Annotated in this window: 23 protein-coding genes; 12 read left to right on the top strand and 11 right to left on the bottom strand. The window is 52.0% G+C overall.

Annotated features, from left to right (window positions below; all coding sequences use genetic code 11):
* Positions 1-173: 173 nt before the first annotated feature.
* On the bottom strand, positions 174-1,256 hold the full coding sequence (locus EKM83_RS02010) for a peptidoglycan recognition protein family protein (protein WP_125575126.1): 1,083 nt from the start codon (positions 1,254-1,256) through the stop codon (positions 174-176).
* 409 nt (positions 1,257-1,665) lie between these two features.
* Positions 1,666-2,163 (bottom strand): Fur family transcriptional regulator, encoded by a 498-nt coding sequence (locus tag EKM83_RS02005; protein ID WP_125574973.1) that lies wholly within the window; start codon positions 2,161-2,163, stop codon positions 1,666-1,668.
* Positions 2,164-2,571: 408 nt separating this feature from the next.
* Between EKM83_RS02005 and EKM83_RS02000 the strand changes: the two genes are divergently transcribed.
* From EKM83_RS02000 to EKM83_RS01990, 3 genes are all read left to right on the top strand, one after another.
* A complete protein-coding gene (locus EKM83_RS02000) occupies positions 2,572-3,258 on the top strand; it encodes a VIT1/CCC1 transporter family protein (RefSeq protein WP_125574972.1) in 687 nt (228 codons plus the stop codon).
* Positions 3,259-3,272: 14 nt separating this feature from the next.
* Positions 3,273-3,980, top strand: coding sequence for a VIT1/CCC1 transporter family protein (locus EKM83_RS01995; RefSeq protein ID WP_125574971.1), 708 nt, complete (start codon positions 3,273-3,275; stop codon positions 3,978-3,980).
* Positions 3,981-4,174: 194 nt separating this feature from the next.
* A complete protein-coding gene (locus EKM83_RS01990; protein WP_125575125.1) occupies positions 4,175-5,764 on the top strand; it encodes an APC family permease in 1,590 nt (529 codons plus the stop codon).
* Between the two features lie 316 nt (positions 5,765-6,080).
* Here EKM83_RS01990 and EKM83_RS01985 read toward each other — a convergent pair whose 3' ends face one another.
* Positions 6,081-6,524: a GNAT family N-acetyltransferase gene (locus EKM83_RS01985; protein ID WP_125574970.1), complete on the bottom strand. Its 444-nt coding sequence runs from the start codon at positions 6,522-6,524 to the stop codon at positions 6,081-6,083.
* A 139-nt stretch (positions 6,525-6,663) separates the two neighbouring features.
* On the opposite strand from EKM83_RS01985, the gene EKM83_RS01980 reads away from it, so the two are divergent.
* On the top strand, positions 6,664-7,704 hold the full coding sequence (locus EKM83_RS01980) for a lactonase family protein (protein WP_125574969.1): 1,041 nt from the start codon (positions 6,664-6,666) through the stop codon (positions 7,702-7,704).
* Between the two features lie 134 nt (positions 7,705-7,838).
* Here EKM83_RS01980 and EKM83_RS01975 read toward each other — a convergent pair whose 3' ends face one another.
* Genes EKM83_RS01975 through EKM83_RS01965 form a run of 3 tightly spaced genes read right to left on the bottom strand, consistent with a single transcriptional unit; the run spans position 7,839 to position 11,805 of the window.
* The gene (locus tag EKM83_RS01975) at positions 7,839-8,756 is read right to left on the bottom strand and encodes a sce7725 family protein (RefSeq protein WP_125574968.1); all 918 of its coding nucleotides are present in this window, start codon (positions 8,754-8,756) and stop codon (positions 7,839-7,841) included.
* Positions 8,753-9,445, bottom strand: coding sequence for a hypothetical protein (locus EKM83_RS01970; protein ID WP_125574967.1), 693 nt, complete (start codon positions 9,443-9,445; stop codon positions 8,753-8,755). Before EKM83_RS01970 ends, EKM83_RS01975 begins: the two co-directional genes overlap by 4 nt.
* Complete coding sequence (locus EKM83_RS01965; RefSeq protein ID WP_125574966.1) at positions 9,442-11,805, bottom strand: ATP-dependent DNA helicase; 2,364 nt, start codon at positions 11,803-11,805, stop codon at positions 9,442-9,444. Before EKM83_RS01965 ends, EKM83_RS01970 begins: the two co-directional genes overlap by 4 nt.
* A gap of 152 nt (positions 11,806-11,957) precedes the next feature.
* Between EKM83_RS01965 and EKM83_RS01960 the strand changes: the two genes are divergently transcribed.
* Positions 11,958-12,227 (top strand): PTS sugar transporter, encoded by a 270-nt coding sequence (locus EKM83_RS01960; protein ID WP_125574965.1) that lies wholly within the window; start codon positions 11,958-11,960, stop codon positions 12,225-12,227.
* 521 nt (positions 12,228-12,748) lie between these two features.
* On the top strand, positions 12,749-12,952 hold the full coding sequence (locus EKM83_RS01955; protein WP_125574964.1) for a hypothetical protein: 204 nt from the start codon (positions 12,749-12,751) through the stop codon (positions 12,950-12,952).
* Positions 12,953-13,013: 61 nt separating this feature from the next.
* On the opposite strand, the gene EKM83_RS01950 is transcribed toward EKM83_RS01955, so the two are convergent.
* Complete coding sequence (locus EKM83_RS01950; RefSeq protein ID WP_125574963.1) at positions 13,014-13,364, bottom strand: hypothetical protein; 351 nt, start codon at positions 13,362-13,364, stop codon at positions 13,014-13,016.
* Between the two features lie 286 nt (positions 13,365-13,650).
* Here EKM83_RS01950 and EKM83_RS01945 point away from each other — a divergent pair, with 286 nt between their 5' ends.
* The 5 genes from EKM83_RS01945 (at position 13,651) to EKM83_RS01925 (ending at position 18,212) form a co-directional block, all read left to right on the top strand.
* A complete protein-coding gene (locus EKM83_RS01945; RefSeq protein ID WP_125574962.1) occupies positions 13,651-14,544 on the top strand; it encodes a phosphate ABC transporter substrate-binding protein PstS family protein in 894 nt (297 codons plus the stop codon).
* 82 nt (positions 14,545-14,626) lie between these two features.
* Positions 14,627-15,580 carry a phosphate ABC transporter permease subunit PstC gene (gene pstC / locus EKM83_RS01940; protein ID WP_125574961.1) on the top strand — a complete coding sequence of 318 codons (954 nt, stop codon included), beginning with the start codon at positions 14,627-14,629 and terminating at the stop codon, positions 15,578-15,580.
* Positions 15,570-16,457: a phosphate ABC transporter permease PstA gene (gene pstA / locus EKM83_RS01935; protein WP_125574960.1), complete on the top strand. Its 888-nt coding sequence runs from the start codon at positions 15,570-15,572 to the stop codon at positions 16,455-16,457. The genes pstC and pstA overlap by 11 nt, the downstream gene beginning before the upstream one ends.
* 12 nt (positions 16,458-16,469) lie before the next feature.
* Positions 16,470-17,273 carry a phosphate ABC transporter ATP-binding protein PstB gene (gene pstB, locus EKM83_RS01930; RefSeq protein WP_125574959.1) on the top strand — a complete coding sequence of 268 codons (804 nt, stop codon included), beginning with the start codon at positions 16,470-16,472 and terminating at the stop codon, positions 17,271-17,273.
* 108 nt (positions 17,274-17,381) lie between these two features.
* The gene (locus EKM83_RS01925; protein ID WP_125574958.1) at positions 17,382-18,212 is read left to right on the top strand and encodes a hypothetical protein; all 831 of its coding nucleotides are present in this window, start codon (positions 17,382-17,384) and stop codon (positions 18,210-18,212) included.
* Positions 18,213-18,261: 49 nt separating this feature from the next.
* On the opposite strand, the gene EKM83_RS01920 is transcribed toward EKM83_RS01925, so the two are convergent.
* The 4 genes from EKM83_RS01920 to EKM83_RS01905 are packed head-to-tail and all read right to left on the bottom strand — an operon-like array spanning position 18,262 to position 22,040.
* Positions 18,262-19,332: an ABC transporter substrate-binding protein gene (locus EKM83_RS01920; RefSeq protein ID WP_125574957.1), complete on the bottom strand. Its 1,071-nt coding sequence runs from the start codon at positions 19,330-19,332 to the stop codon at positions 18,262-18,264.
* Entirely contained in the window at positions 19,329-20,132 is an 804-nt protein-coding gene (locus EKM83_RS01915; protein WP_125574956.1) for an ABC transporter permease, read from the bottom strand. The genes EKM83_RS01920 and EKM83_RS01915 overlap by 4 nt, the downstream gene beginning before the upstream one ends.
* Positions 20,129-20,953 carry an ABC transporter permease gene (locus tag EKM83_RS01910; RefSeq protein ID WP_125574955.1) on the bottom strand — a complete coding sequence of 275 codons (825 nt, stop codon included), beginning with the start codon at positions 20,951-20,953 and terminating at the stop codon, positions 20,129-20,131. Before EKM83_RS01910 ends, EKM83_RS01915 begins: the two co-directional genes overlap by 4 nt.
* Complete coding sequence (locus EKM83_RS01905; protein WP_125574954.1) at positions 20,931-22,040, bottom strand: ABC transporter ATP-binding protein; 1,110 nt, start codon at positions 22,038-22,040, stop codon at positions 20,931-20,933. Before EKM83_RS01905 ends, EKM83_RS01910 begins: the two co-directional genes overlap by 23 nt.
* A gap of 440 nt (positions 22,041-22,480) precedes the next feature.
* On the opposite strand from EKM83_RS01905, the gene EKM83_RS13580 reads away from it, so the two are divergent.
* On the top strand, positions 22,481-22,567 hold the full coding sequence (locus EKM83_RS13580) for a type I toxin-antitoxin system Fst family toxin (RefSeq protein WP_125575124.1): 87 nt from the start codon (positions 22,481-22,483) through the stop codon (positions 22,565-22,567).
* The last annotated feature ends 486 nt before the right edge of the window (positions 22,568-23,053 follow it).

Below are 23,053 nucleotides of genomic sequence, written 5' to 3'. Positions count from 1 at the left end.
GTTGGCGGACGGTAGGCGGCCAGTACACACTACGAAGCTGTAAACGACTAATCTTTACGCCATGAGTCGCGCGGTGGCAATGTTTCTAGCTGATTTTCATCTTTCAACCGTGTACAGCAAAAAAAACGACCATCCCAGCGAAACCGGGACGGTCGTTTTACTTAATCATTGAATTAGTTGCTGCTAGCACTGCTAGTTTCAGTGGTGCTGCCACTGGCACTGGAGGCCGCTGCGGTAGCGACACTGCTTGAGCTAGCGGAACTGGAACTTTCGTTAGTCGTGGTTGGCACGTTCTTTACACCAGACAGGTTCTTGGAGTAGACCCAGTAACGCGTCTTGCTGGTGGTGTTCTTAGAAGGCTTGATGCGGTACCATGTTTGGCCCGTGCTCTTCTTACCGACCATGTCGATGTCGTACGTTTTCCCAACCTTAGGGGAAATCTTAGACCAACTTTGGCGCTTGGCGTTCTTGTTGGCACCCTTCAAGTGGTTGTACAGGTAGTACTTCTTGTACTTCTTGCTCAACGTTGCTTGCTTGTTTACGGAAGTGTACTTGGCTGAAACCAACTTAGTGTGCTTGACGGTCATCGCGTTGTAGTACTTCTTGACCATCTTGTAGAACATGGACATCGTGTACTTTTGGCCGAAGTACTTGCTACCGGCACTGGCGTAGTAGCCGACCGGATCGGTATGCGTGGAGCCACCCAGGTGTTTAGCGACGGAACCGTGAGACCAAACCGTCCCCTTGCCATCGTAAGCCGCATCGTTAGGCTTCAGGTTGTATTCCTTCAGCAGGTAAGCGGTGTACCAAGAAGCGTTGGCAATTTCGTGGGCAAAGGCAGACTTACTGTGAACTTCGACTTGTTCAAATTGAACGAAGCGCGCGTTCCCCGGGAAGCCGACCCCCCAAGCCAGGTAGTCGGTGTTGGCAATGTTAATGATCCGTGAGCCATCAACGAAACTGTGTACGAAAGCATTGTTGTAGTTACGCTTCATGTAGGCAATTTCGTTGTAAATCGTGGAAGAAGGGTTAGCCGTTTCGTGAACGACGACACCTTCTGGCTTGGCCTTACCATGACGGTATTTGTTCTTAGGAAAGCCACTCCAGATTGACTTGGTCACCTTGGCTGGCTTGATGTTTTGGCTATCAATATAGCTATTGACCTTAGAAGTAGCAGCAGAAGCCGTCGTCATTGATAAACCTAAGATTCCAGCAGTACCTAACGTGGCCAGTGCAGTTAAAACTAATTTGTGCATTTTCACCCTGATCATCCCTCATATCTTTCTAGTCATTTTTACGACAACCGGAAAACCGGTTGCTCAGTCGTCTTCGATTAATATCCGATATCAACTATATACATTATCAGCGGCTACGACAAGCGCCACACTAGGCTTTAAGGCCAATATTACGATGGTAATAACGATAGCCGCGGCCTTTGTTCGGGGTGTTTTCAAATAGATTAAAACTTAACGACACCTGTAATGTGGCTGTAACATTGTCATGGCGGGGCTGAGCGGCTCTTTCATGAAAATACTTGTGAAAGGAACCGGGTACTGGTTTGGTAACGGTTCAGTAAAATTTCTCCGGTGGCTACCGCACGAAAAAAGGGGTCAAGACAAGTGCCCTGGCCACCTAGTTGCTTGCTTATTTGATTGGCAGACGGACTTAAAGGTGGTTGGCCTCCTGAGCCCATTTTTGGCGGTCCGGGTCAATGTGCAGCTTTTGCTGGCACTCCGGACACAGGCCGTAGACTTCAACGTGATTACTGGTTACCAGGTAGCCAGTTTGTGCGCTGGCCTGTTGATTCAGTTCGTTTTCAATCTTAGAAAATTCGGGCGTGAAGACGTCCGTGATTTTTCCACAGTTTTCACAGATAACGTGGTAATGGGGCCGACCGTAAAAGTCGTAGCGAATTCCGCCGTTGTCGTTGGGAAGTTCAATCACGATGCCCAGGTCGACGAACAGGTTCAAGGTGTTGTAGACCGTGGCCATGCTCAGATTGGGCGCCTCAACGGCTAGAGCGTTGAAAATCGTATCCACGGACGGGTGGTTGTGGTGCGTCACCAGGTAGGTCAGAATGGTCTGCCGCTGGGGTGTTACCCGAACGTGGTGGTCCTTTAAGGTTTGTAAAGCGTGAGTAAGAAGCTGCTGCTGACCAGCCAAGATTAATCCCTCCTTGGGTCGAAAGTGTTATTGTCAGTAAGATTGAATGGTTCACAACTGGGGGTGACCCCTCAGCTACGGGCGTTACCACTAGAAAAAGGCAACTTGACTATTATAACCATCTCGAACGCAAACGCAAAGCGCTTTTTGAGAATCACTCTAGTCTGACTCTATTAAACCACATCCAGCCGAGACTTCCAGTAAAACGACTTATTTAGAATGAATCGCAATTAATTTAAAAATATGGGGATTTAGAGTTTACATTTCACGGGTGGATGATTACAATGGGTCTAGTGACAGATAATAATGATTCTAAAGTAGCTAGAATTATTAGTTAACCCAAACTTTTATTTCGAACAGTGTTAGAATAAAACAGGATGTCATAAAACTTATCTGGGGGCGGATAGTATGGAGAGAACGAAGAAGCCAGCCACCTTGGCCCAACGTATCAATGTGTTGCGGGCCAGTGTGATGGGGGCCAACGATGGGATTTTATCAGTAGCCGGGATTGTTATTGGGGTTGCTGGTGCGGCGACGAGTAGCTATGCCATTTTTATTTCTGGGATTGCCGGGATGATTGCCGGAACGGTGTCGATGGCCATGGGGGAATACGTGTCGGTCAATACGCAAAAGGATGCGCAACGTAAGGCAATTCAGACACAGACCAATGCACTGGACAGCGACTATGAAACGGAATATGGCTTTGTCCGCGACAAATACTTGGCTAGTGGTATTAAGCCGGAACTGGCTGAGCAAGCGACGCACGAAATGATGACCAAAGATCCGTTGAAGACCACGGTGCGCGAGCGCTTCGGCTTCAACGTGGGGGAGTATACCAATCCGTTTTCTGCGGCGATTGCGTCGATGATTTCATTTCCGACCGGGTCCATCTTGCCGCTGGTCTCCATCAGTCTCTTACCGAAGAGCTGGCGCATTCTTGGCACGTTCTTGGCCGTGGTGATCGCCTTGTCGATCACCGGTTACGTGGCGGCGATTTTAGGTAACGCTAACCGGCGCAACGGAACGGCGCGCAACGTGATTGCAGGAATTTTAACCATGCTGGTCACTTACGGCATCGGTCGACTATTTGCCTAGGGGAGGGCTTATAAATGGTAGCAAATCAAGAATTACGTACGAAAAAAGTTAAGCAACACCAAACGATGGATGAGAAGCTCAATACGCTGCGAGCCGGGGTCCTCGGTTCCAATGACGGGATTCTGACCGTCGTCGGGGTCCTCTTCAGTGTCGCGGCGGCGACGACCAATCAGTTTACGATCTTCATCGCCGGCTTGTCCGACCTGTTGGCTTGTGCCTTTTCCATGGCTTCGGGGGAATACGCCTCCGTCAGCACGCAAAAGGATACGGAAAAAGCCGCGGTGGCTAAGGAAGCCAAATTATTGAAGAGCAATTATGCCGACCAGCAAGCGGCTGTCCAACGGTTCTATGAGGATCGTGGAGTGACCGCAGCGACGTCACTAGCCATCGCCAAGGATTTAATGGCCAAGGACGCCTTGGGTACAGTGGTCAATGTGAAGGACGATATCCAACTCGGCCACTACATGAACCCCTGGGACGCGGCGTTTTCATCTTTGTTTGCGGCATCGCTAGGGGGCATCTTCCCACTGGCTGCCATGACCCTATTTCCAGCCGCAACGCAGTGGCCCGCAACCATCGTGGCGGTCCTGCTGTCGGTCACATTGACTGGGTTTTTGAGTGCTAAATTAGGCCACGGTCTGGTCAAGACGGCCATTGTCCGCAACCTGATTGTCGGCATTATTACCATGTTTATTCACTACTACGTCGGCCAATTCTTCTAAGCAGATTATTCCCACTTTCTTATTGCATTGCCAGATAGCAAGTGTACAATGTATCGAACACGTCAAATGGGTGAACCACTGTGTGTGCGTTGCTGGCCATTGCCACAGCGCTGTTATTCGGAAACACCGACAACCGGGGGCCTCGAGACCCGGTCTCATTTGGCGGATTATTTTTTGAAAGTGAGGAATTTGGCTTGAAGCGCAAGATGAGTTTATTCTCTCTAGTCATGCTAACGCTGAGTGCCATCATTGGCTCGGGATGGTTGTTTGGGGCCGGAATGGCTGCCCAAATCGCTGGCCCAGCCGCAGTTTTATCATGGATTTTAGGGGCCGTTGTCATTGGCCTGATTGCTTTGAATTACATTGAATTGGGGACGATGTTTCCCACGAGTGGCGGGATGAGTCAGTATGCGGCCTTCTCCCACGGACCATTACTAGGGTTCGTGGCCGGGTGGGCCAACTGGCTGTCGTTGCTCACGATTATCCCGATTGAGGCCGTTGCCGCCGTGCAGTACATGGCGTCGTGGCCTTGGGCCTGGGCAAACTGGACGCGTGGTTTTATTCGTCAGGGCAACATTACCAATGAAGGTTTGGTCGTGGTGTTCCTGTTTATCCTGGCCTTCACACTGCTTAATTTTTGGTCGGTAAAATTACTGACACGCTTTACCAGTTTTATTTCGGTCTTTAAGCTCTTGATTCCCACGCTGACAATCATCGTCTTGATCTGGACCGGCTTTGACGTGCACAACTTCAGTCAGGCCGCTGGTTTCATGCCAGGTGGGACCGCCTCGATTTTCTCTGCCACTACGGCGGCTGGGATTATCTTTTCTTACAACGCTTTTCAGACAACCATCAACATGGGTAACGAGATCGACCACCCCGAGCGTAACATTCTCTGGGGCATCGTGATTGCCTTTGGGATTAGTACGGTCATCTACACGTTGCTGCAGGTGGCCTTCATTGGGGCCGTTCCGCAGGGCAAATTGCTACAGGGCTGGCAAGGCATCAACTTCCAGTCGCCATTTGCGGACCTGGCCATCCTCTTGAATTTAGGCTGGCTGTCAACGTTGCTGTACTTGGATGCCTTCGTGTCCCCATTTGGGACCGGGGTCTCCTTCGTTGCCACCACCAGTCGGGCCTTAGCCGCCATGACGGGGACCAAACACATGCCAACGCGGCTAGGTGAAGTTAACCGGAAGTACCAAACGCCACGGCGAGCCATGATCGTCAACATGATCTTGGGGGTCGTCCTGGTAGCGGGTTTCCGGAATTGGAGCGCGTTGTCTAACGTGATTTCCACGTCAACGCTGATTGCGTATCTGACCGGACCGGTGACAGTTACGGCTCTTCGGCGGCAAGCGCCGCAGTTCGTCCGGCCGTTTCGCCTGCACGGCTTGCGTGGTTGGGCGCCACTGGCCTATGTCTTGGCGAGTCTCGCTATCTACTGGGCCAAGTGGCCGACGACGATTGAAGTCTTCGGTGTGATTGCCTTAGGACTGGTCTTTTACGTGTACTACGAAGTGCGTCGGCCCGCGGGATGGCAAGCTTTGCGCGCCAGTCTGAAGGGGAGTCGTTGGTTGCTGGTCGAAATGGTTTGGCTAACGGTCATGTCCTTGGCCGGTAGCCACGAATTCGGTGGTACGGGCTGGCTACCATATCCGCTGGACTTCGTGTTCGTTGCGGTCGGCAGTCTGGCCTGCTACTACCTGGGCGTGCGCGATGCTTATTACAGTGAGTCCTTTGGGATCGCAGAAGAATTAAATGAACGGGTGAGCGAGGACTAGGTCCGGCGTTCGCCAAGGTCGTCTATGAGACGGCTTTTTTTCTTGGCGTGAATTTAGTTAGGTAAGCAAACAGTTAGCTAGACGAAAAAGGATGCTTGTGATTGACAAGCATCCGGGGGTTAGTCATTTTGTTTTGAGCGACTAAAAATTGAAAGTAACATTGACGCGGTAATTCCCGAAACAACAGCATTCTGTCCATTGAAATTAGGGAAACCAGGGGCCTGCGTCAGCCAGAGATTCCGCCTGCTCGGGGGAACACCTCCAGCCTGAGAAAAAACCTCAGCCAACACTACCGACACAGCTGTCGATAATGTGCCTAAGCCCGCCACTGCCAGGAATCGGCGTGCTGCTGGAAACCAGCGGCGGCCAGGACGGCGCTGTCTAATTTATCAGCGTTGGTGAGCGTCAATTCGGTGAGCTGAAGTTCTTCGTGACCAAAATGAACGAGGCGGTCAACGATTTCTTGCTGCTCACTGGCGGGGAGGCGTTTGCCGTGAAAGCCAATTTGACCAGTATGACCAGTCAGGTCCAGTTCGCGAAAGCCGCCCCAGGCGACCAGCTTGTGGACCCGGCGACGTTCAATTCCCCAGGTCAACGCGGTTCGATTCATGGTGTCGTGCATGGTGGTGTTGACCCAGTCGGCGGTGGCGCCAAGGTCGCTGCCAGTCAGGTCAGCAACATTTTTCAAGTTGAACTGTGTCAGCCAATCGAAGCGAAAGAGGGGGGTCAGTAGGGGATGATACCCTTCAAAACTAGACATGGGTAGTAGGTCCTTTCAAAAGTGATTTGTCTCCATTGTACCGGTCTTTACGGATTTCTACCAGTGACTTCCTCGGTGTTTCTCTGCTAGCTGTGCTATACTTAAAAGTGATAGTAACTAGTTGAAAGGGGCAGCACACATGACGGAAGATTTTTACATTGGAACTTATACCAAGCGCATTAGTCGCGGGATCTACCGGATCAGCGTGGACACCGCAGCACCTAAGCTCATGGATTGTGAATGGTTAGCTTCAGCTGGAAGCCCAACCTACATTGCCAAGGCCGCAGCCAAGCGTTTATACGTCATCAACAAGAAGGAAACGGATGGCGAGACTCACGGTGGGTTGATCATCTATGACGTGTCAGAAGAAAAGCCACGGGCCATCCAACAGGTCTTGGACCCAGGTTCGTCACCAGCCTACGTGGCGGTAGACGAAGACCGGCAATTGGTCTACACGGCCAACTACCACACGGCCGCAGTGACGGTTTACGCCATTGCCGAAGACGGGACGCTGACCCAAACGGATAAGGTCGTGGATTCTGATCCAGTCGGACCGGCACCTGAACAAGCTGACGGTCCCCACCCACATTTCGCTGACTTGACGCCGGACCACCGGTTAGTCGTCTGCGACTTAGGTTCAGACCGCGTCTACGTTTATGACGTGTCTGATGCTGGTAAACTGTCCCCAGTCAGCCAATTGGAAATGCCCGCCGGTTATGGCCCACGGCACATTGTCTTTGATGACCAAAAGGGTGTGGCTTACCTGGTCGGTGAATTGAGTAGCAACGTAGCCACCTTGAGCTACGATCCAGCTGCTGGCAAGTTTGCCGTTAAGGAAATCACCTCGACGATTCCGGCCGACTGGACGGCTCACAACGGTGCCGCTGCTATTCGCTTGAGTAGTGATGGCCGCTTCGTTTACGTGTCCAACCGGGGCAACAATTCGCTGGCCGTCTTTGCCAGTGATGATGCGGGCAAATTGACGTTGGTCCAACGTATCTCGACGGAAGGTGACTTCCCACGGGACTTCAACTGGACTGCCGATCAAAGCCTGGTCGTGGTCGTCAACCAAAACTCAGACAACGCCTCATTGTTCAAACGCGACGCAGATAGCGGCAAGTTAACGCTGGTTCAAAAGGACTTCATGGTCCCAGAAGGTGTCAGCGTCTTACCCGCTTAACAAATATGAGACCAAAATGAAATACCGCAGTCGGTAAACTTGCTGACTGCGGTATTTTTTGTCTGGGATAGACTGCACTGGCCGCTTGGCGTTACCCGAAAGTCCAGGGTTGGCAAGCGTTTGGTGGTAGTTGATCAGACTGGGTAATGCTTTTTAAAGTAAGCGGCCATGGTCTGCAAATGGTGCTCCAGACTCAGCCGTTTGACCACACCCAGTCCAGGAAAATGGTGCTGGTCATGGTATGCTGCTAAGGCCTGGGCCGCCGGTGTTTGGACGGCAGCGGCTTGCTCGGGCAACCACTGCGCTAATTTGGCGACGGCCTGGAAGAACTTTTCCTTGGGGTGGCGAAAATCGTCGCGGTCATCGGAAACGAAGCGGTGAATCCGTAGCTGGTCGCCGGCAAAGTAGGTCAGGTGCAGGGTGACGGCACGGGCCGGATAGCCGTGCTCGCTGTAATGGGCGCCGCCAATGGTGTAGTCGCTGACGCCCTGATAGCCGTCGAGGGGCGCCAATTCCCAGTCATCGCTGAAAAAGCCGTCAACGATATCGGCGTAGCTCCGGTCGTGCTCAGGGACCCAGGCGTGATCAAAGAGACTCACGCTAGGCCGGTCTACCAGTTGGCGAATCCGAGCCTCAGGTGGCACCAGTAAATAGGTCGGGGTGTCGAGCCAACCGGCTTGCTGGACGGCCACCAGTTCGTCGTACTGCCGCGCGACCAGCAACGTCCGGTGCGCCGGCGTAGGAACCAAACTGTCAGCAATCGTGGTTGGCGTCAGCACGTGGCCAACGATGAGTTGCGGATTAGTCGCGTAGGGCCGCCAGTCGTAAAGCTTTTGCTGGGTCAAGGCGTAGTCACTGACGGTGGGATTGGCGATGACCACAAGCGGTTGGCCGTGCTCGACGAACGCCGCAACGGTTTGTGGGAGCGCCCGAATGTCGCGAACCGGTTCAATGATGGGAATAATGTTGGCAGGCAAAACCTGTTGCTGGGCAATGTTTTTTAAGGCTAATAGGTCATACTGGCGTCCGCGAAAATAGGGAAAATACATCATGATTGCGACTCCTTCAGCTGTTGCTGGAGCTGGTGACGCTCGAGGTTCAGGGCGTCGATTTCGCTCTGCAGGGCCGTGACTGCCGTGGACTGGGTATCGTCGATGAACTGGTCATAAAAATTGGCGTCTGGGTCGTAGATATCATAGTGTTGATGGCGCTTCTTCAATTCCTGGTAGAGTCGCTCGGTGCTGTATTGTTTCAAGCCGGTGGCCATCTGCTTGGCCTTGCCGACTTCCCGGGCTTGCGAGGCGATGAAGCGCGTCGTCAATTCTGATTCGGGAACCTGCAAGTCCTGACGCCGCGGTGGGCGAGCTACGGTCAAATAACCAGGCGTACTAGGTGCTTCGGTAGCGGTGGCCAGCAGGGCGGGGTCAAACGGCCGGTAAATCAGCACGCCGATTTTAGCCGGAATTTCATCCGCAACTTCCTGATAAAGCTTGAGGGGCAAGACGAAGTAGTTGTAGTGGCCGATGAAGCTTAATTTGGCCTTGGAGTGAAAATCACTCTTGGTGACCTTCAACTCGTAGCAACGCCATTCGATGGACTTGTCCGGCAACTCCTGGTAGCTGAGCGTGTCGACGATGCCCTGGTCGTCTGGCATGGTCACTTCCTCGACGGCAAAGGCCCCGGCCTCGCGACAGTAAGCGTAAAGCGTGGCCTCGAGGGCTAACGTTAATTTGGTTTTCATTGGGGAACCTCCTGATGCCAGAAATTTTGCACGGCCGTGGTCAATTGTTCCGGTCGGTAGAGTCGGCGGAAATGTTGCCAGTGTCGGGGATACAGGTCGGTGTAGCGCGGACTGGCGAACCGCTGATCCATCAGTAAAATGATGCCGACGTCCTTAGAGCCACGAATCAACCGCCCGGCCGCCTGAAAGACGTTGTTTAAGCCGGGAATCTGGTAGGCAAAGGCAAACCCCCGGTGGGATTGCTCATCAAAGTAGTCGCGCAGCAGGTCCGTTTCCGGATTGATGCCGGGCAAGCCAACACTCACGATGCCCACGCCAATCAAGCGGTCGGCTTTGAGGTCGATGCCCTCGGAAAAGATGCCGCCGAGAATGGCGAAGCCCACCAATGTTTCGCTAGGATCAGCGGCAAAGCTGGCAAGAAAGGCGGTGCGGTCGGCCTCGGCCATTTTGGCTTCTTGGCAGACGGTTTTAATGTGGGGGTAGGCCAGGTGAAAGGCCTGGCTGACAGTCAAGAGGTAGCTGTAGGAGGGCAAGAAAATCAGGTAGTTGCCGGTCTTGCCGTCGACCAACGTCTTGATGGCCAGCAGAATTTTGGCCAGATTGGCGTCACGTTGTTTGTAGGTCGTTTGAATATAGTTGGTCACCAAGATGGCCTGGTGTTCGGGCTCAAAGGGCGAATCTAGCTGGTAAGCCAGACTGTCCTGGTCGCCGCCGAGCACCGTTTGGTAGTAGGACATGGGCGACAAAGTCGCGGAGAAGAGCACGGCGCCATGGCCCAACGCCAAGCTATCGGCGAGAAAGGCGCTGGGGTCCAAGCATAATTCCTTGAGCGTGATGTTGCCGTCCGCGACTTCAAGGCGCATGCGGTAGGTGTCGTCAAAGTATTCGCCGATGCGCTGGTAGCTGATGGCCGTGAAGTAGTAATCCAAAATGGCTTGGGTAAAGGGCGTCTGCGGCTGGTCGACCAACCATTCGTGAATGGCTTCGACCAAGCGGCCAAGGTCGTGGTCGAAATTTTCTGGTGGCAACAAAAAGGTCTTGTCCGTCTCACCGTCCGCGAGCATCGGTTGGGCCACGTCGCTAAACGTTGCGCGCAAGTCCTGCAGGCGTCGACGGAGCTTAGGAGTGGCGGCAGCCAGGTCGCGGCTTTCGTCGATCAAATGGTCCAGCGGCCGGCTGGTAATGGCGGCCGAATACATATCTCGCGAGCGGCTGACCAAGTTGTGGGCCTCGTCAATCAGGAAAAAGTTGTCGGGGTCCTCCGTCGCAAAGAACCGTTGGAGGTGGACTTGCGGGTCGAACAGATAGTTGTAGTCGCCAATGATGACGTCACAAAATAAGCTGGCATCCAACTGAAATTCAAACGGATCCAGGGTGTGTTTGCGCGCATACGCCTCGATGACGGGGCGGGTCAGCTGGTCGTTGTGTTGAATCAAGTCTAATAATGCCGGCTTCAACCGGTCGTAATAGCCCAGCATGTAGGGATTTTCCTCGGGCGTCAGGTCGGCTTCTTCGGGAAACATAATCTTGTCTTTGGCCGTCAAGGTGATGCTCTTGAGTCGCAAGCCCTGACTTGCCATCAGGCTGACGGCTTCTTCGGCCACCCGCCGCGTGCTTTGTTTAGCCGTTAAATAAAAAATGCGTTGGATCACACCCTCACCAATCGCTTTGATGCTGGGGAAAAGGGTCGAAATCGTTTTACCCGTTCCGGTGGGGGCTTCGGCAAAGAGGCGTTTGCTGGTCAGAATCGTCTTGTACACGGCAACGGCCAGTTCTCGTTGTCCCGGCCGGTACGCGCCGAAAGGAAAGCTGAGTTGTTGGATGGTGGGGTCCCGGCGGTCGCGTAAGTCCGAGCGGAATTTCAGCCAAGTCACGTACTCCGCAATCACCTGGTCAAAGAAGGTGGTGGCTTCGTCACGCGTGATGACCTGGTCTGTTTGGGTGGTCGTCTCCGTGTTGGTCTGAAAATAGGTCAGTGTCAACGTGACTTGGTCGAGGTCAGTTTCCTTGGTCATGAGGAGGTAGGCGTAGATCTTGACTTGCGCCCAGTAGAGCGTCAGCGTGTTGTCACTGAGCTGGTCGAAGATGGTCTCAGACGTCTTGATTTCTTCAATGCTGGCGGTTTTTTCTGTTAAAGTCACGCCATCGGCTCGGCCGTGGATCAAATAGTCATTGCCGTTTAAGTTCAGTTCCTTATCTAAGTAGTATTCCTTTTGGTAGTGCTCGCCGCGCTGTTTTTGTAGGCGACGGTGGATCTGCGCGCCGAGTAGCGCGGTGTTCTGGCTGCCTGAGGTGGCGCTGAGGTCGCCAGTGCGGAGGGTGAACTCCACCAGCTCCCGTACTCCTAATTTAATTGTCATCCGGCCATCGCCTCCATTTCTGGCAATATCATACCACACTTTCCGCCGAGTTTGAACGCGTGTTCGCGGAAGTTGTTTATCTTGTGAAAATTTTCTAAAAGGATTGGCAAACTGTATGTAATCGCTTACAATAGGATGCAGAGGTGATTAAGATGAAGACAATCGGATTCCCATTATACCAAGAAACGCCCACGATCCAAGACGAAGGAGTAGCGCTGCAACGTATTTGCCAGCGCTATACCGGGACAGCAATGATTCGGGTCAATCAAAACGTTGAGCTGAATCCGCAGCTGGCCCAGGAAGTGGCGCAACTTTCCCAGTATGGGGGCGATTTTGTTCAGGTCGTCGCGGACGGCCCGGACGAGGCTAAGTTGGCAGCCGCCATTCATCAGCAGCTGGCCAAGGATAAGTATTGTTATTAAAGAAGATTTAGCGCAGGTTGGTCGGACTGGTAGTCGGTGCGATTACATTGCGGATAACTAGATTTTTAATTGCGGGGTCGCTATAGGCGGCCTCGCTTTTTAGGCTTAAACTAAAGATTGAAAGATGAAAATCAGCTAGAAACATTGTCATCACGCAACTTCCCACGTTAAAATTAATTTTTTACAGCTTCGTAGTTCGAACTGGCCGCCTACCGTCCGCCAACTATGGGTCGGAACGCGGTGGGTGGACCGGACCGAGCCTGGGAACCGGTCTCGGCCTCGCTTTGAGCCGAAAGCCCGAGTCTCAAAGACGCCGGTTGTCTAAGAGGCATGAACCGCGCCGCTAAGGCAACTCCTACGGCTGAACCCATGTTTGGCGAACTCCCGGCTACTAGAGTGTGTGCTAGTAACCCTCAGGCTGAAAGTCATTTTTCGCCGTCAAGCATTCGGCAGATGACCAGCGCTTGACGGCAGCGAGGAGATTCGCTAAGCTCAAAGCAGACAGTTGAGGGGGAATTAGGATGGACGAAGCACAAGTTGAACGGCTCTGCCAGATTGCGCCGAAGTACGGGCTGACGCTGGAGCACCAGGGTTTGATAATTACCAAAATTAACGATCAACCCACGACGTTCGATACGGCAAGCTATATGCCCGATCAATTTGTTGACCTCTTATCTAAAATTATCGCAACGAATATGAAGGCTGATCTATGGCGATGGCAATAAACCGAAAAAATTAGCGCCGCGACTCTTTACGAGTTGGCGACGCTAATTTTATAGACATTTTTTATTCTTCTTCCCAACGGTCAAATTCGTTGGGGTGGCTACTAAGATAGCTCATGGCTTCACGGGCTAAGGTGTTGCTAGCAGCGGTAAAGTCGTGGGGCGCGTTGGCTTCGTCAGCATCAGCTTCGTCATGTAAAAATCCTTCGGCGAGGTCCAAATACTTGGTCCGCCGGCCAGCACCATCGTCCTTGAACAATTGATCCAGTCCGGTCAGATCCGATTTGGCCGCGGCTGCGACCTTTTCAGCTAAATTGGGTTGTTTCCCTAATTTAATGGCGGCATAATCCATCAAAAAGTCATTCATATCAACGATGATGGCGTGCCGTGCGACTCTTTCTTTTTTATTTGCCACTTCTGGTCACCTCTTACCCTTAATTCTAGCCATTATCGGAATATTACGCAATTAATCAAACGTTATTAATAAATTAATCGTGTTTGGCCCTTAACTATCGCCCGAATTTCCAGAATTTTAGGATTTTGGCAAAATTTACCGAAAATTTACATGAATGCGACGGAAAATATATATTCACCACGTAGAATCAAGGTTGTAAGTTAAGGGGGAGCACCACGAAAGTTTTATGGATCTTAGCTTACGTTGTGGTGGTTCTACTATCTTAAAAAGACATGGAGTGACAGAGATGAATAAGGGATCAAAGTTAGCAATGGGGATTGCGGCAATTAGTTTATTATTAGTTGGTTGTGGCAAGGCAACGAGTTCAACTAGCAGCAAGAGCAGTAGTAGTGAAGCCTTATCTGGTAAGGTGACGGCAGTGGGTTCCACGGCCTTACAACCTTTAGCAGCTAAGGCCGGTGCCAACTTCCAAGCAAAGAACAGCAAAGTTAACCTGACTGTTCAAGGTGGCGGGTCCGGGACTGGGTTAAGCCAAGTCCAAGCCGGTGCCGTCTCAATCGGGAACTCTGATATCTTCGCCGAAGAAAAAGCGGGCATCAAAGCTGACAAGTTGACTGACCACAAGGTAGCTGTTGTGGGGATGGCACCCGTTGTTAACAAGGATGCCGGTATCAAGAACCTGAAGATGGCTCAAGTTAAGCAAATCTTCACGGGTAAGATTACCAACTGGAAAGAAGTTGGTGGGAAAGACCAAAAGATCGTCATCATTAACCGGGCTCAAGGCAGTGGGACGCGAGCAACGTTTGAAAATGCTGTCTTGAAGGGTGCTTCCGCTGTGAAGTCTCAAGAACAAGATTCTAACGGTGCGGTTCAAAAGATCGTGGCAACGACACCTGGTGCCATCAGTTACCTGGCCTTCTCTTACTTCACGAACAAGTTACAAGCCGTGTCCATTGACAACGTAACGCCAACGGACAACAACGTTGAAAACAACAAGTGGAAGATCTGGTCTTACGAACACATGTACACCAAGGGCACGCCTGACAAGGCAACCACGGCCTTCCTGAAGTACATGGATTCCAAGGCTGTGCAAAACAGTTTGGTTAAAGACATGGGTTACATCAGTATCCATGATATGAAAGTTACCAAGGACGCCAAGGGAACTGTTACCCAAAACTAAGCGTTCTTAATTGATGGTCGTAGTCACAGGGGTGGAGGTGCGAACGGAGCACCTTCACTTTTTTTAAAGGGGGAGTCAATTCATGGAGCAAACAAATTTTCAACTTAAACAACAAAAGACACAGTCTAATGACTGGTCTGCCCGGTTGCATCACGCGACCCGGGCCACGCGCGAAGACTGGCTAGGTAAGGGCATCAGTTACCTGTGCATCGGCGTCATCATCTTAGTGGTGGCATCCATGCTGTGGTTCATCACGTCTAAAGGCATCGCCACCTTCACGCAAAATCACGTGAGCCTCGGTAAGTTCTTGACCGGGACTGATTGGGCACCTGACCAAGGCAAAATTGGGGCGTTACCCATGATCGTTGGGTCATTTGCGGTTACCTTTGCTGCCGCAATCGTCGCGACGCCATTTGCCGTTGGAACGGCCATCTTTATGACGGAAATCTCTCCGAACAAGGGACGGAAATTGCTACAACCCGTCATCGAATTGCTGGTGGGGATTCCTTCCGTTGTTTACGGGTTCATTGGCTTAGCAGTTGTCGTGCCATTCATGCGAAGTGTCGTGGGTGGGTCTGGTTTCGGCATCATCTCCGCGACGTTCGTCCTGTTCGTCATGGTCTTGCCAACGATCACGTCCATGACCGTCGATAGTTTACGCGCCGTACCGCGGCATTTCAAAGAAGCCTCATTGGCCTTAGGGGCAACGCGGTGGCAAACCGTTTCTCGCGTTATCTTACGTTCAGCAACACCAGGAATCCTGACCGCCGTTATCTTTGGGATGGCCCGGGCTTTCGGGGAAGCCTTAGCCGTTCAAATGGTGATTGGGAATGCCGCCATCATGCCGAAGAACTTGATCTCACCAGCCTCCACGTTGACCAGTCAGTTGACGACGGGGATTGGGGACACCATTGATGGCACGCTGCCCAACAACGCACTGTGGTCACTGGCTTTGATCTTATTACTGATGTCATTATTCTTTAACGCACTCGTGCGGGTCATCGCGAAGAGGGGGCAACTCAAACATGAACGCTAAACGGACGGATTTTTTGGCGACGGTCATCATTAACTTAATTGTCGCTGCCGTGGTGGGAATTCTGGTATTTCTGCTGGCTTACATTCTGATTTCGGGCTTGCCACACGTGAGCTGGACTTTTCTGACCGGGACGACTGATGCCTTTAGTGGTGCTGGTGGAATCGGTGTGCAGTTGTTCAACTCGTTTTATCTGTTAGTCTTGACCATGTTGATCTCCATCCCTATTTCGTTGGGGGCCGGGATTTATTTGGCAGAATACGCCAAGGACAACTGGCGGACCAGCTTGATTCGTTCAGCCATCGAAGTGCTGAGTTCACTGCCATCCGTGGTCGTGGGCCTGTTCGGGTTCTTACTGTTCGTGGTGAAGTTTAAGATTGGCTTCTCCGTTATTTCCGGCGCCATTGCGCTGACCTTCTTCAACCTGCCGCTGTTAACGCGGAATATTGAAGAGTCGCTCAGTGCCGTTTCCCGCAGTCAACGGGAAGCGGGTCTGTCACTGGGCTTGTCCAAATGGAAGACGGAAATCGGCATCATCTTGCCGGTGGCATTGCCAGGTATCGTGACCGGGATCGTCTTGAGTGCCGGTCGGGTCTTCGGGGAAGCCGCTGCCTTGATCTACACGGCTGGGCAAAGTGCGCCTGTGACCAACTTCGCAGATTGGAACCCAATGGACGCGGCTAGTCCACTGAACCCATTCCGACCAGCGGAAACGTTGGCGGTCCACATTTGGAAAGTGAACACGGAAGGCTTGGCCACCAATGCGGCGCAACTGTCCGCGGCGGCATCAGCCGTGTTGATCATTGCCGTGCTGTTATTCAACTTGGGCGCGCGGTTACTGGGGAACTTCCTCTACCGGCGTGTCACGGCCAGCAAGTAAGGAGGAGCTGCCATGTTAAAACAATATTCATTTGACGAAACTGCGGTGCAGACCTTCGATGACAGTACGTCGTTGGCCATGAAGACTGAGAATCTTCAAGTCTTTTACGGTGCCAACCATGCCATGCATGATGCCAATTTGGCCTTTCCCAAGAACCAGATCACCGCTTTGATCGGGGCGTCTGGGTCCGGGAAATCTACGTACTTGCGGTCACTGAACCGGATGAATGACGGCATCGCAACGGTGACGGGAAAGATTTGGTATCACCAAGTCGACATCAACGAGCCGACGGTGAACATCTATGAGATTCGCCGGCATATCGGGATGGTTTTCCAACGCCCGAATCCGTTTGCCAAGTCGATTCGAGAAAACATCGTCTATGCATTGCGGGCCAATGGCCTGAAGGACAAAGCAGAATTGGAAGAACGCGTGGAAAAGAGTTTACGTGGGGCGGCACTGTGGGACGAGGTCAAAGATTCTTTGGATAAGAGTGCCTTGTCACTATCTGGGGGCCAACAACAACGGCTGTGCATTGCGCGGTCGATTGCTATGGAACCCGATGTGCTGTTACTTGACGAACCTTGTAGCGCACTGGATCCCATCTCCACGGTCAAAGTGGAAGAGACCCTGTTGGAGCTCCAGAAGAAGTACACGATTATCATCGTGACCCACAACATGCAACAAGCTGCGCGGGTCAGCAGTCAATGTGCCTTTTTCCACTTAGGGCACGTCATGGAATACACGTCGACGGGGAATATGTTCAGTAATCCCCAGATTCCGGTCACGCAAGATTATATTGCCGGAAGTTTTGGTTAATGGAGTTCGTGGGTCAGTGCGAGACACTGGCTCACGAGCTTTTTTTGATGCCGCCAAGACCGTGCTTGTCGTATAATGAACCTATCAAGGTTTTGGGAGGAATCGACGATGAACAGGAAAATGTTTGCGGCGGGGCTGGTTTTCATCGGCGCCCTGGTCGGCGGAACAGTACCGGCAGCGGCCAGTACGCAGTATCTCGGGGTCACGACGCATAAATTTTTACAGACCAAACGTAAGATTGTGACGAAAAACACCGCGAAGAACGCGACTATCACTATCCCCAAGGGGACCGTTGTGCAGATTCAAGCCATCAGCGCCAGCAATGGTAAGACGGCGGTGGGCTTGAATATTAATCAGTTGCGCTATCATATTCGCAAGACGGACCACCAAAAGGGCCTCATGACTCGGTCGATTGCGGCGACCACGAAGAATTTTAAACACGTCTCGGTTCCCAAGTACTTAGCGTTTTACGCCACGCAAAAGACGTATCCTGACGGCGCTCTGCGCAACTACAAGGGGGATGGCAATCTGTTCAAGGGCACCAAGTACCCCAAGAATGACACCAAGGCCAAATTAGCCCGGGTGCACATCACGCCGGATGGTTACCTGGAGTACTATCAGCGTAGCGCCTTTATCAATAAGCAAATTGATGGCAAACCCACGACTTCGGTCAAAATCACCAAGGCCGTGCGTCCCGGTAAAAGCGGGCAGACAACGTTGTATACCAAGAGTGCCGTGCCCAAGGCCATTGGGACCAAGGTCAATAAAAGCGGCAAATACCGGTATAAAGTGACGATTAAGCGGCTGAACAAGTATTATGCGACAACGTTCTATCAAGCTAAGACGAAAAACGTGTTGAACTCGATTGAAATTGCGGCTGGCTACCAGGTCGGCAAGCAGCAGTACTTCATGAGCGAGTCCACGGTCTACCCGGCTTAGGGCGGATGCAAAAAAACGAGTTTGGGACAAATCTGCCCAAACTCGTTTTTTAATGGTGCATCTTAAATTCCAAGTAACGGTCATTGTACAGCTCGACCTTGGCCGGCGACAAGTCGCGGTAGACCTGCAGGTGGTCAATCGTGGCTTGTGTCGGGTAGAATTGTCGGTCGTCACGCACTGACTTAGGCAACAGGGCCTTAGCCTTCGCGTTAGGCGTGGCGTAGCCAATGTAGGCGGCGTTTTGAGCCGCATTGGCGGGTTTACTCATGAAATTCAGGAAGGCGTAAATGGCGTTGTAGTGCTGGGCCGTCTTGGGGATGACCAAGTTGTCAAACCACAAGTTACTGCCTTCACTGGGCACGACGTAGTGGAGGTGGTGGTTGTTGGCCAGCATTTCCGCCGCTTCACCGGACCAGTCCACCGCGATGGCGGCCTCATCTTGGGCCATGTACATCTTGATTTCATCGGCCACGATGGCTTTCACGTTGGGTGCTAAGCGATTGAGTTTCTTTTCGGCGGCCAGCAACTTTTGTGGGTCGGTGGTATTCATCGACTGGTGTTGCGTGACTAGGGCCATGCCCATGATATCGCGGGCCGAGTCAATCAGCATGATTTGGTCCCGAAATTTTGGTGACCAGAGATCTTGCCAATGCTGGACCTGACTGGCCTTGACGAATTTATCATTGTAAATGATACCCAACGTCCCCCAGAAATACGGCATGGAATACCGATTGCCGCGGTCAAAGGACTGGTTTAAGAATTGTGGGTCGAAGTTGTGCCACCCGGTCAACCGGCTTTTATCAAGCGGCTGGAGCAGGTGAGCGCGTTTCATTTTCGCGACCATGTACTCGCTGGGAACCGCCAGGTCGTAGTGCGTCCCACCCTGATTGATCTTGGTGTACATGGCCTCGTTGCTGTCAAAGGTTTCGACGTTCACGTGGTAGCCGGTTTCCTTTTGAAACTTCGTCAGGAGGTTGGGGTCGATGTAGTCGCCCCAGTTATACAGGTTCAAGACCTTGTCGCCGGTACTGCCGCTGGAGCGCTCCAGTTGTGAACTGCTGTAGGCGAGCAGGCCACAGATGGCGAGTAAGCCGATGATCAAACTCACTAAACGTTTCATGAGGCCACCTCCCGCTTACGATGCTTGCGCTTGCGGCTGGCTTGCTGAATCCAGTAATAGCCGCCCACCAGCAAGAGTGAGAATAAAAACATGACGCCGGACAGCGCGTTGATTTCCAGGTTGATGCCTTGCCGGGCCCGTGAGTAGATTTCCACGGACAGGGTGGAGAAGCCGTTGCCGGTCACGAAGAAGGTCACGGCAAAATCATCCAGCGAATACGTCAACGCCATGAAGAAACCAGCGAAGATACCGGGCGAAATGAAGGGGATGATGACCTGCGACAACAGTTGGCGCGTCGTTGCGCCCAGGTCTTGCGCGGCGTCTAGCATGGAAGATGACATTTCCCGCAACCGGGGGAGGACCATCAAAACGACGATGGGAATCTCAAAGGCAATATGGCTCATCAAGACGGAGCCAAAACCCAGGGGAATCTTGAGCATCGTGAAAAAGATCAGGAAGCTGGCCCCGATGATGACGTCGGGCGACACCATCAAGACGTTGTTCAGCGTCAATAGTGATTCGCGGGTGACCCGCTTAGTGGTGCGGTTGATGCTCAGGGCCCCCAGCGTGCCAATCAAAGTGGCAATCAATGAGGATAGCAGCGCGACTAACAGCGTGTTAGCAACGATAGCCAGCATCCGCGAGTCGCTGAACAGCGTTTGGTAATGCCGCCAGGTGAAGCCGTGATAATTGGTCATGGTCTCGCCTTGACTGAAGGAGTAGACGATCAGAAAAATAATCGGCGCGTACAGAATAATGAAGACCAGAATCAGGTAGACTTTCGCCAATTTTTGTTTCATCGTGGCGTCCCTCCCTTCGGTCGTTGATCGCCGGTCAGGGTCATGACGATAATCATGGCGATGATTAGGACCACGCCAATCGTGGAGCCCATGCCCCAGTTCATGGTGGTCAGGAAATGCTCTTCAATCGCGGTCCCTAAGGTGATGACCTTGTTACCACCAATCAGGCGCGTCAACATGAAGAGGGATAGCGAAGGGATGAAGACGGCTTGGACACCGGCCTTAACGCCAGGTAAGGTCAATGGAAAAATGACCCGTCGGAAGGTTTGCCAGTTGCTGGCTCCGAGGTCGCGGCTGGCATTGACGAAGGCTGGGTTCAGGTCGTCGAGGGCGTTAAATATCGGCAAAATCATAAATGGAATCTGGATGTAGGTGGCTACGAAAATGAAACTGGCGTTGGTGAAAAGAATTTGTTGCGGCCCGATACCGATGAACGTGAGAAATTGATTGGCCAATCCCGCCTGGCTGAAGATGCCAATGAACGCGTAGGCCTTCAACAGGATGTTGATCCAAGTCGGCAAAATCACTAGCAATAGCCAGAACTGACGGTGTTTCAGCTGATGGAGAAAATAAGCCGTGGGGTAGCTGATCAGTCCGGTGAATAGCGTGATCAAGAAGGCGTACCACACGGAGTTGAGCGTCATCTTGAGATAGGTCGCGGATTGAAAATAAGTGCTGTAGTTACTGATTGTGAAATGGTGGCCCAGGTCAAAGAAGGATTGGTAAATGATCAAGGCGACCGGCGCGATGACGAACAGGGCCAGCCACAGGCCATAGGGGATGAAGTACAACCATGTTTTACGTCTCGTCACGGGTCTCATCCTCCGTTTCGTAGGTCTCTAGGCGTGCGTCGAATTCGGCCTCCTTCTCACCGAAGCGCATGACGTGCAGGTCTTGTGGGCGGAAGGTAAGGCCCACGGCTGTGCCATCTTCGGCGGGATTGACCGAGTGAATCAGCCAGTCGTTGCCCAGGCTATCGGTCGCGGCGATTTCATAGTAGTCGCCGCGAAATAGCTGGGTGTCGATGGTCACCGTCAACTTGGCGTGGGCCGGGTCGGTCAGCGTCAGGTCCTCGGGGCGAATCACGATTTCTACCGGCTCGTTGACGGGAATGCCGGCGTCGGCACATTCAAATTGGTGACCGCCAAACGCGACCTGGAAGTCAGCAATCATTTTACCGGGCAAGATGTTGCTTTCACCGATAAAGTCGGCGACGAAATGGTTGATGGGTTCGTCGTAAATGTCGACTGGTGAGCCGCTCTGCAGGACCTCGCCTTGGTTCATGACAAAGATTTCGTCACTCATGGCCAAAGCTTCTTCCTGATCATGGGTCACAAACAGAAAAGTAATGCCCAGTCGTTGCTGCAGGTCACGCAATTCGTATTGCATTTGGCGCCGCAATTTGGCATCTAGTGCTGACAGGGGTTCGTCTAACAAGAGAACTTGCGGTTCCATGACGATGGCCCGGGCAATGGCGATTCGTTGTTGCTGACCACCGGACAGGGCGCTGATTTCACGGTCGCCGTAGTCGGCGAGTTGGACCAGATTTAGCGCTTGGGCGACGCGCTTTTTAATCTCAGATTTCGGTGTTTTTTTCAGAGTTAAGCCAAAGGCCACGTTTTCCGCCACGGTCATGTGGGGGAACAGGGCGTAGTCTTGGAAGACAGTGTTGACGTTGCGTTTGTTGGCGGGCACGGCATTGATCCGTTTGCCGGCAAATAGTACGTCACCTTCAGTCACGTCAGTAAAGCCAGCGATGGTGCGGAGAATCGTGGTCTTACCGCAGCCTGACGGGCCGAGAAGGGTATAAAACTTCCCGGGCTCCAGCGTCAGGTTAATGTTTTTCAAAATCGTATGGTCATCGTAACGCTTGATGACGTGACGCAGTTCAATAATAGGTTGGGGCATCAGGCAACCTCCTCTAGAGTTAAGTTTGGTTGCGGCCGGAACCGGGCAACCTTTTTGATTATAGCGGGTTTAGTGGGAAAATGAAACGAAAAAAGATGGTGACTGGGGCAGATAATTAAGGTAGACAATTAACGATGAAACTCTCCGCCGAGGTCAAGCCAAAAAGGCCGAGACCAGTGGCCCCGACCGTGGGATGATGCCTATAGCCTACCAAGCGCTGGCGCGAAAGACCATCGTCAGGCTGGGGGATGTGTCTAAAATTAGGATGATTCGCTAAATCGCCGCTCTAAGACAAAGGTGGGCGTTCATGGTTACGATACTTGTCAGGATAGCGAAAAATTTGCCATAAAAATCTCACAAAACGTTGCAATTGTAACAGCTATACCCGATAATTAAGAGGTTGCCTACCCACACTAGCAACAGTGGGGAGGTGAATCCTTATGTTACAAACCTTTTTTGCGCCACTGGTTGTTGGGCTCCTAGTTGCCATCTTTACGGACTGGCTGGAACGTAGGCGGCATAGGTAGTTTTAGGCGACTTCTGACCCACCCGTTTGTTGAATTGAACGTATAAAAAAACCTCCGACTAGCGCAATAGTCGGAGGCTTTGGTGAATCCAATGTTACAAACTTTTTTTGTACTCTTAGTATATCACAAGTGCGATATATGACAACTGTCATATACCAATTATCATATATGCCTAAAATAGGGGATGTTAGGCATAATCGTTCAGTTTTAAAAAAACTGCTAGCCGTAAAGCTAACAGTTTCGTGTTGCCCCTGCCAAGGTGTGTTTTCGATGATGGTCAACCATAACGGCGGCTATCTGCGATGAAGGCAGCTGAATGTGAAGCGATTAAAAAATGGGTTCTATGATATTTGGTGTTGATAGAGAAATCTGTCGACATCATTTTTTGTATAATAAAAGGGACACACTGCCCCACAGCAAAATAGTCGACTAAAACCAATTGAAAGTGAGAATGACAATATGTCCCAAGAACAGTTTACAAGAAAT

The organism is Levilactobacillus angrenensis, from assembly GCF_003946085.1.
Taxonomy (GTDB): Bacteria; Bacillota; Bacilli; order Lactobacillales; family Lactobacillaceae; genus Levilactobacillus; species Levilactobacillus angrenensis.
The sequence above is the reverse complement of the archived record's forward strand: the minus strand, read 5'-3'. Positions and strand labels throughout refer to the sequence as shown.

Bases quoted from the DNA above. Each gene is read 5' to 3' on its own strand.
- EKM83_RS02010 (WP_125575126.1), bottom strand. From the start codon at position 1,256: ATGCACAAATTAGTTTTAACTGCACTGGCCACGTTAGGTACTGCTGGA.
- EKM83_RS02000 (WP_125574972.1), top strand. From the start codon at position 2,572: ATGGAGAGAACGAAGAAGCCAGCCACCTTGGCCCAACGTATCAATGTG.
- EKM83_RS01995 (WP_125574971.1), top strand. From the start codon at position 3,273: ATGGTAGCAAATCAAGAATTACGTACGAAAAAAGTTAAGCAACACCAA.
- EKM83_RS01985 (WP_125574970.1), bottom strand. From the start codon at position 6,524: ATGTCTAGTTTTGAAGGGTATCATCCCCTACTGACCCCCCTCTTTCGC.
- EKM83_RS01980 (WP_125574969.1), top strand. From the start codon at position 6,664: ATGACGGAAGATTTTTACATTGGAACTTATACCAAGCGCATTAGTCGC.
- EKM83_RS01975 (WP_125574968.1), bottom strand. From the start codon at position 8,756: ATGATGTATTTTCCCTATTTTCGCGGACGCCAGTATGACCTATTAGCC.
- EKM83_RS01970 (WP_125574967.1), bottom strand. From the start codon at position 9,445: ATGAAAACCAAATTAACGTTAGCCCTCGAGGCCACGCTTTACGCTTAC.
- EKM83_RS01965 (WP_125574966.1), bottom strand. From the start codon at position 11,805: ATGACAATTAAATTAGGAGTACGGGAGCTGGTGGAGTTCACCCTCCGC.
- EKM83_RS01960 (WP_125574965.1), top strand. From the start codon at position 11,958: ATGAAGACAATCGGATTCCCATTATACCAAGAAACGCCCACGATCCAA.
- EKM83_RS01955 (WP_125574964.1), top strand. From the start codon at position 12,749: ATGGACGAAGCACAAGTTGAACGGCTCTGCCAGATTGCGCCGAAGTAC.
- EKM83_RS01945 (WP_125574962.1), top strand. From the start codon at position 13,651: ATGAATAAGGGATCAAAGTTAGCAATGGGGATTGCGGCAATTAGTTTA.
- pstC (WP_125574961.1), top strand. From the start codon at position 14,627: ATGGAGCAAACAAATTTTCAACTTAAACAACAAAAGACACAGTCTAAT.
- pstA (WP_125574960.1), top strand. From the start codon at position 15,570: ATGAACGCTAAACGGACGGATTTTTTGGCGACGGTCATCATTAACTTA.
- pstB (WP_125574959.1), top strand. From the start codon at position 16,470: ATGTTAAAACAATATTCATTTGACGAAACTGCGGTGCAGACCTTCGAT.
- EKM83_RS01925 (WP_125574958.1), top strand. From the start codon at position 17,382: ATGAACAGGAAAATGTTTGCGGCGGGGCTGGTTTTCATCGGCGCCCTG.
- EKM83_RS01920 (WP_125574957.1), bottom strand. From the start codon at position 19,332: ATGAAACGTTTAGTGAGTTTGATCATCGGCTTACTCGCCATCTGTGGC.
- EKM83_RS01915 (WP_125574956.1), bottom strand. From the start codon at position 20,132: ATGAAACAAAAATTGGCGAAAGTCTACCTGATTCTGGTCTTCATTATT.
- EKM83_RS01910 (WP_125574955.1), bottom strand. From the start codon at position 20,953: ATGAGACCCGTGACGAGACGTAAAACATGGTTGTACTTCATCCCCTAT.
- EKM83_RS01905 (WP_125574954.1), bottom strand. From the start codon at position 22,040: ATGCCCCAACCTATTATTGAACTGCGTCACGTCATCAAGCGTTACGAT.
- EKM83_RS13580 (WP_125575124.1), top strand. From the start codon at position 22,481: ATGTTACAAACCTTTTTTGCGCCACTGGTTGTTGGGCTCCTAGTTGCC.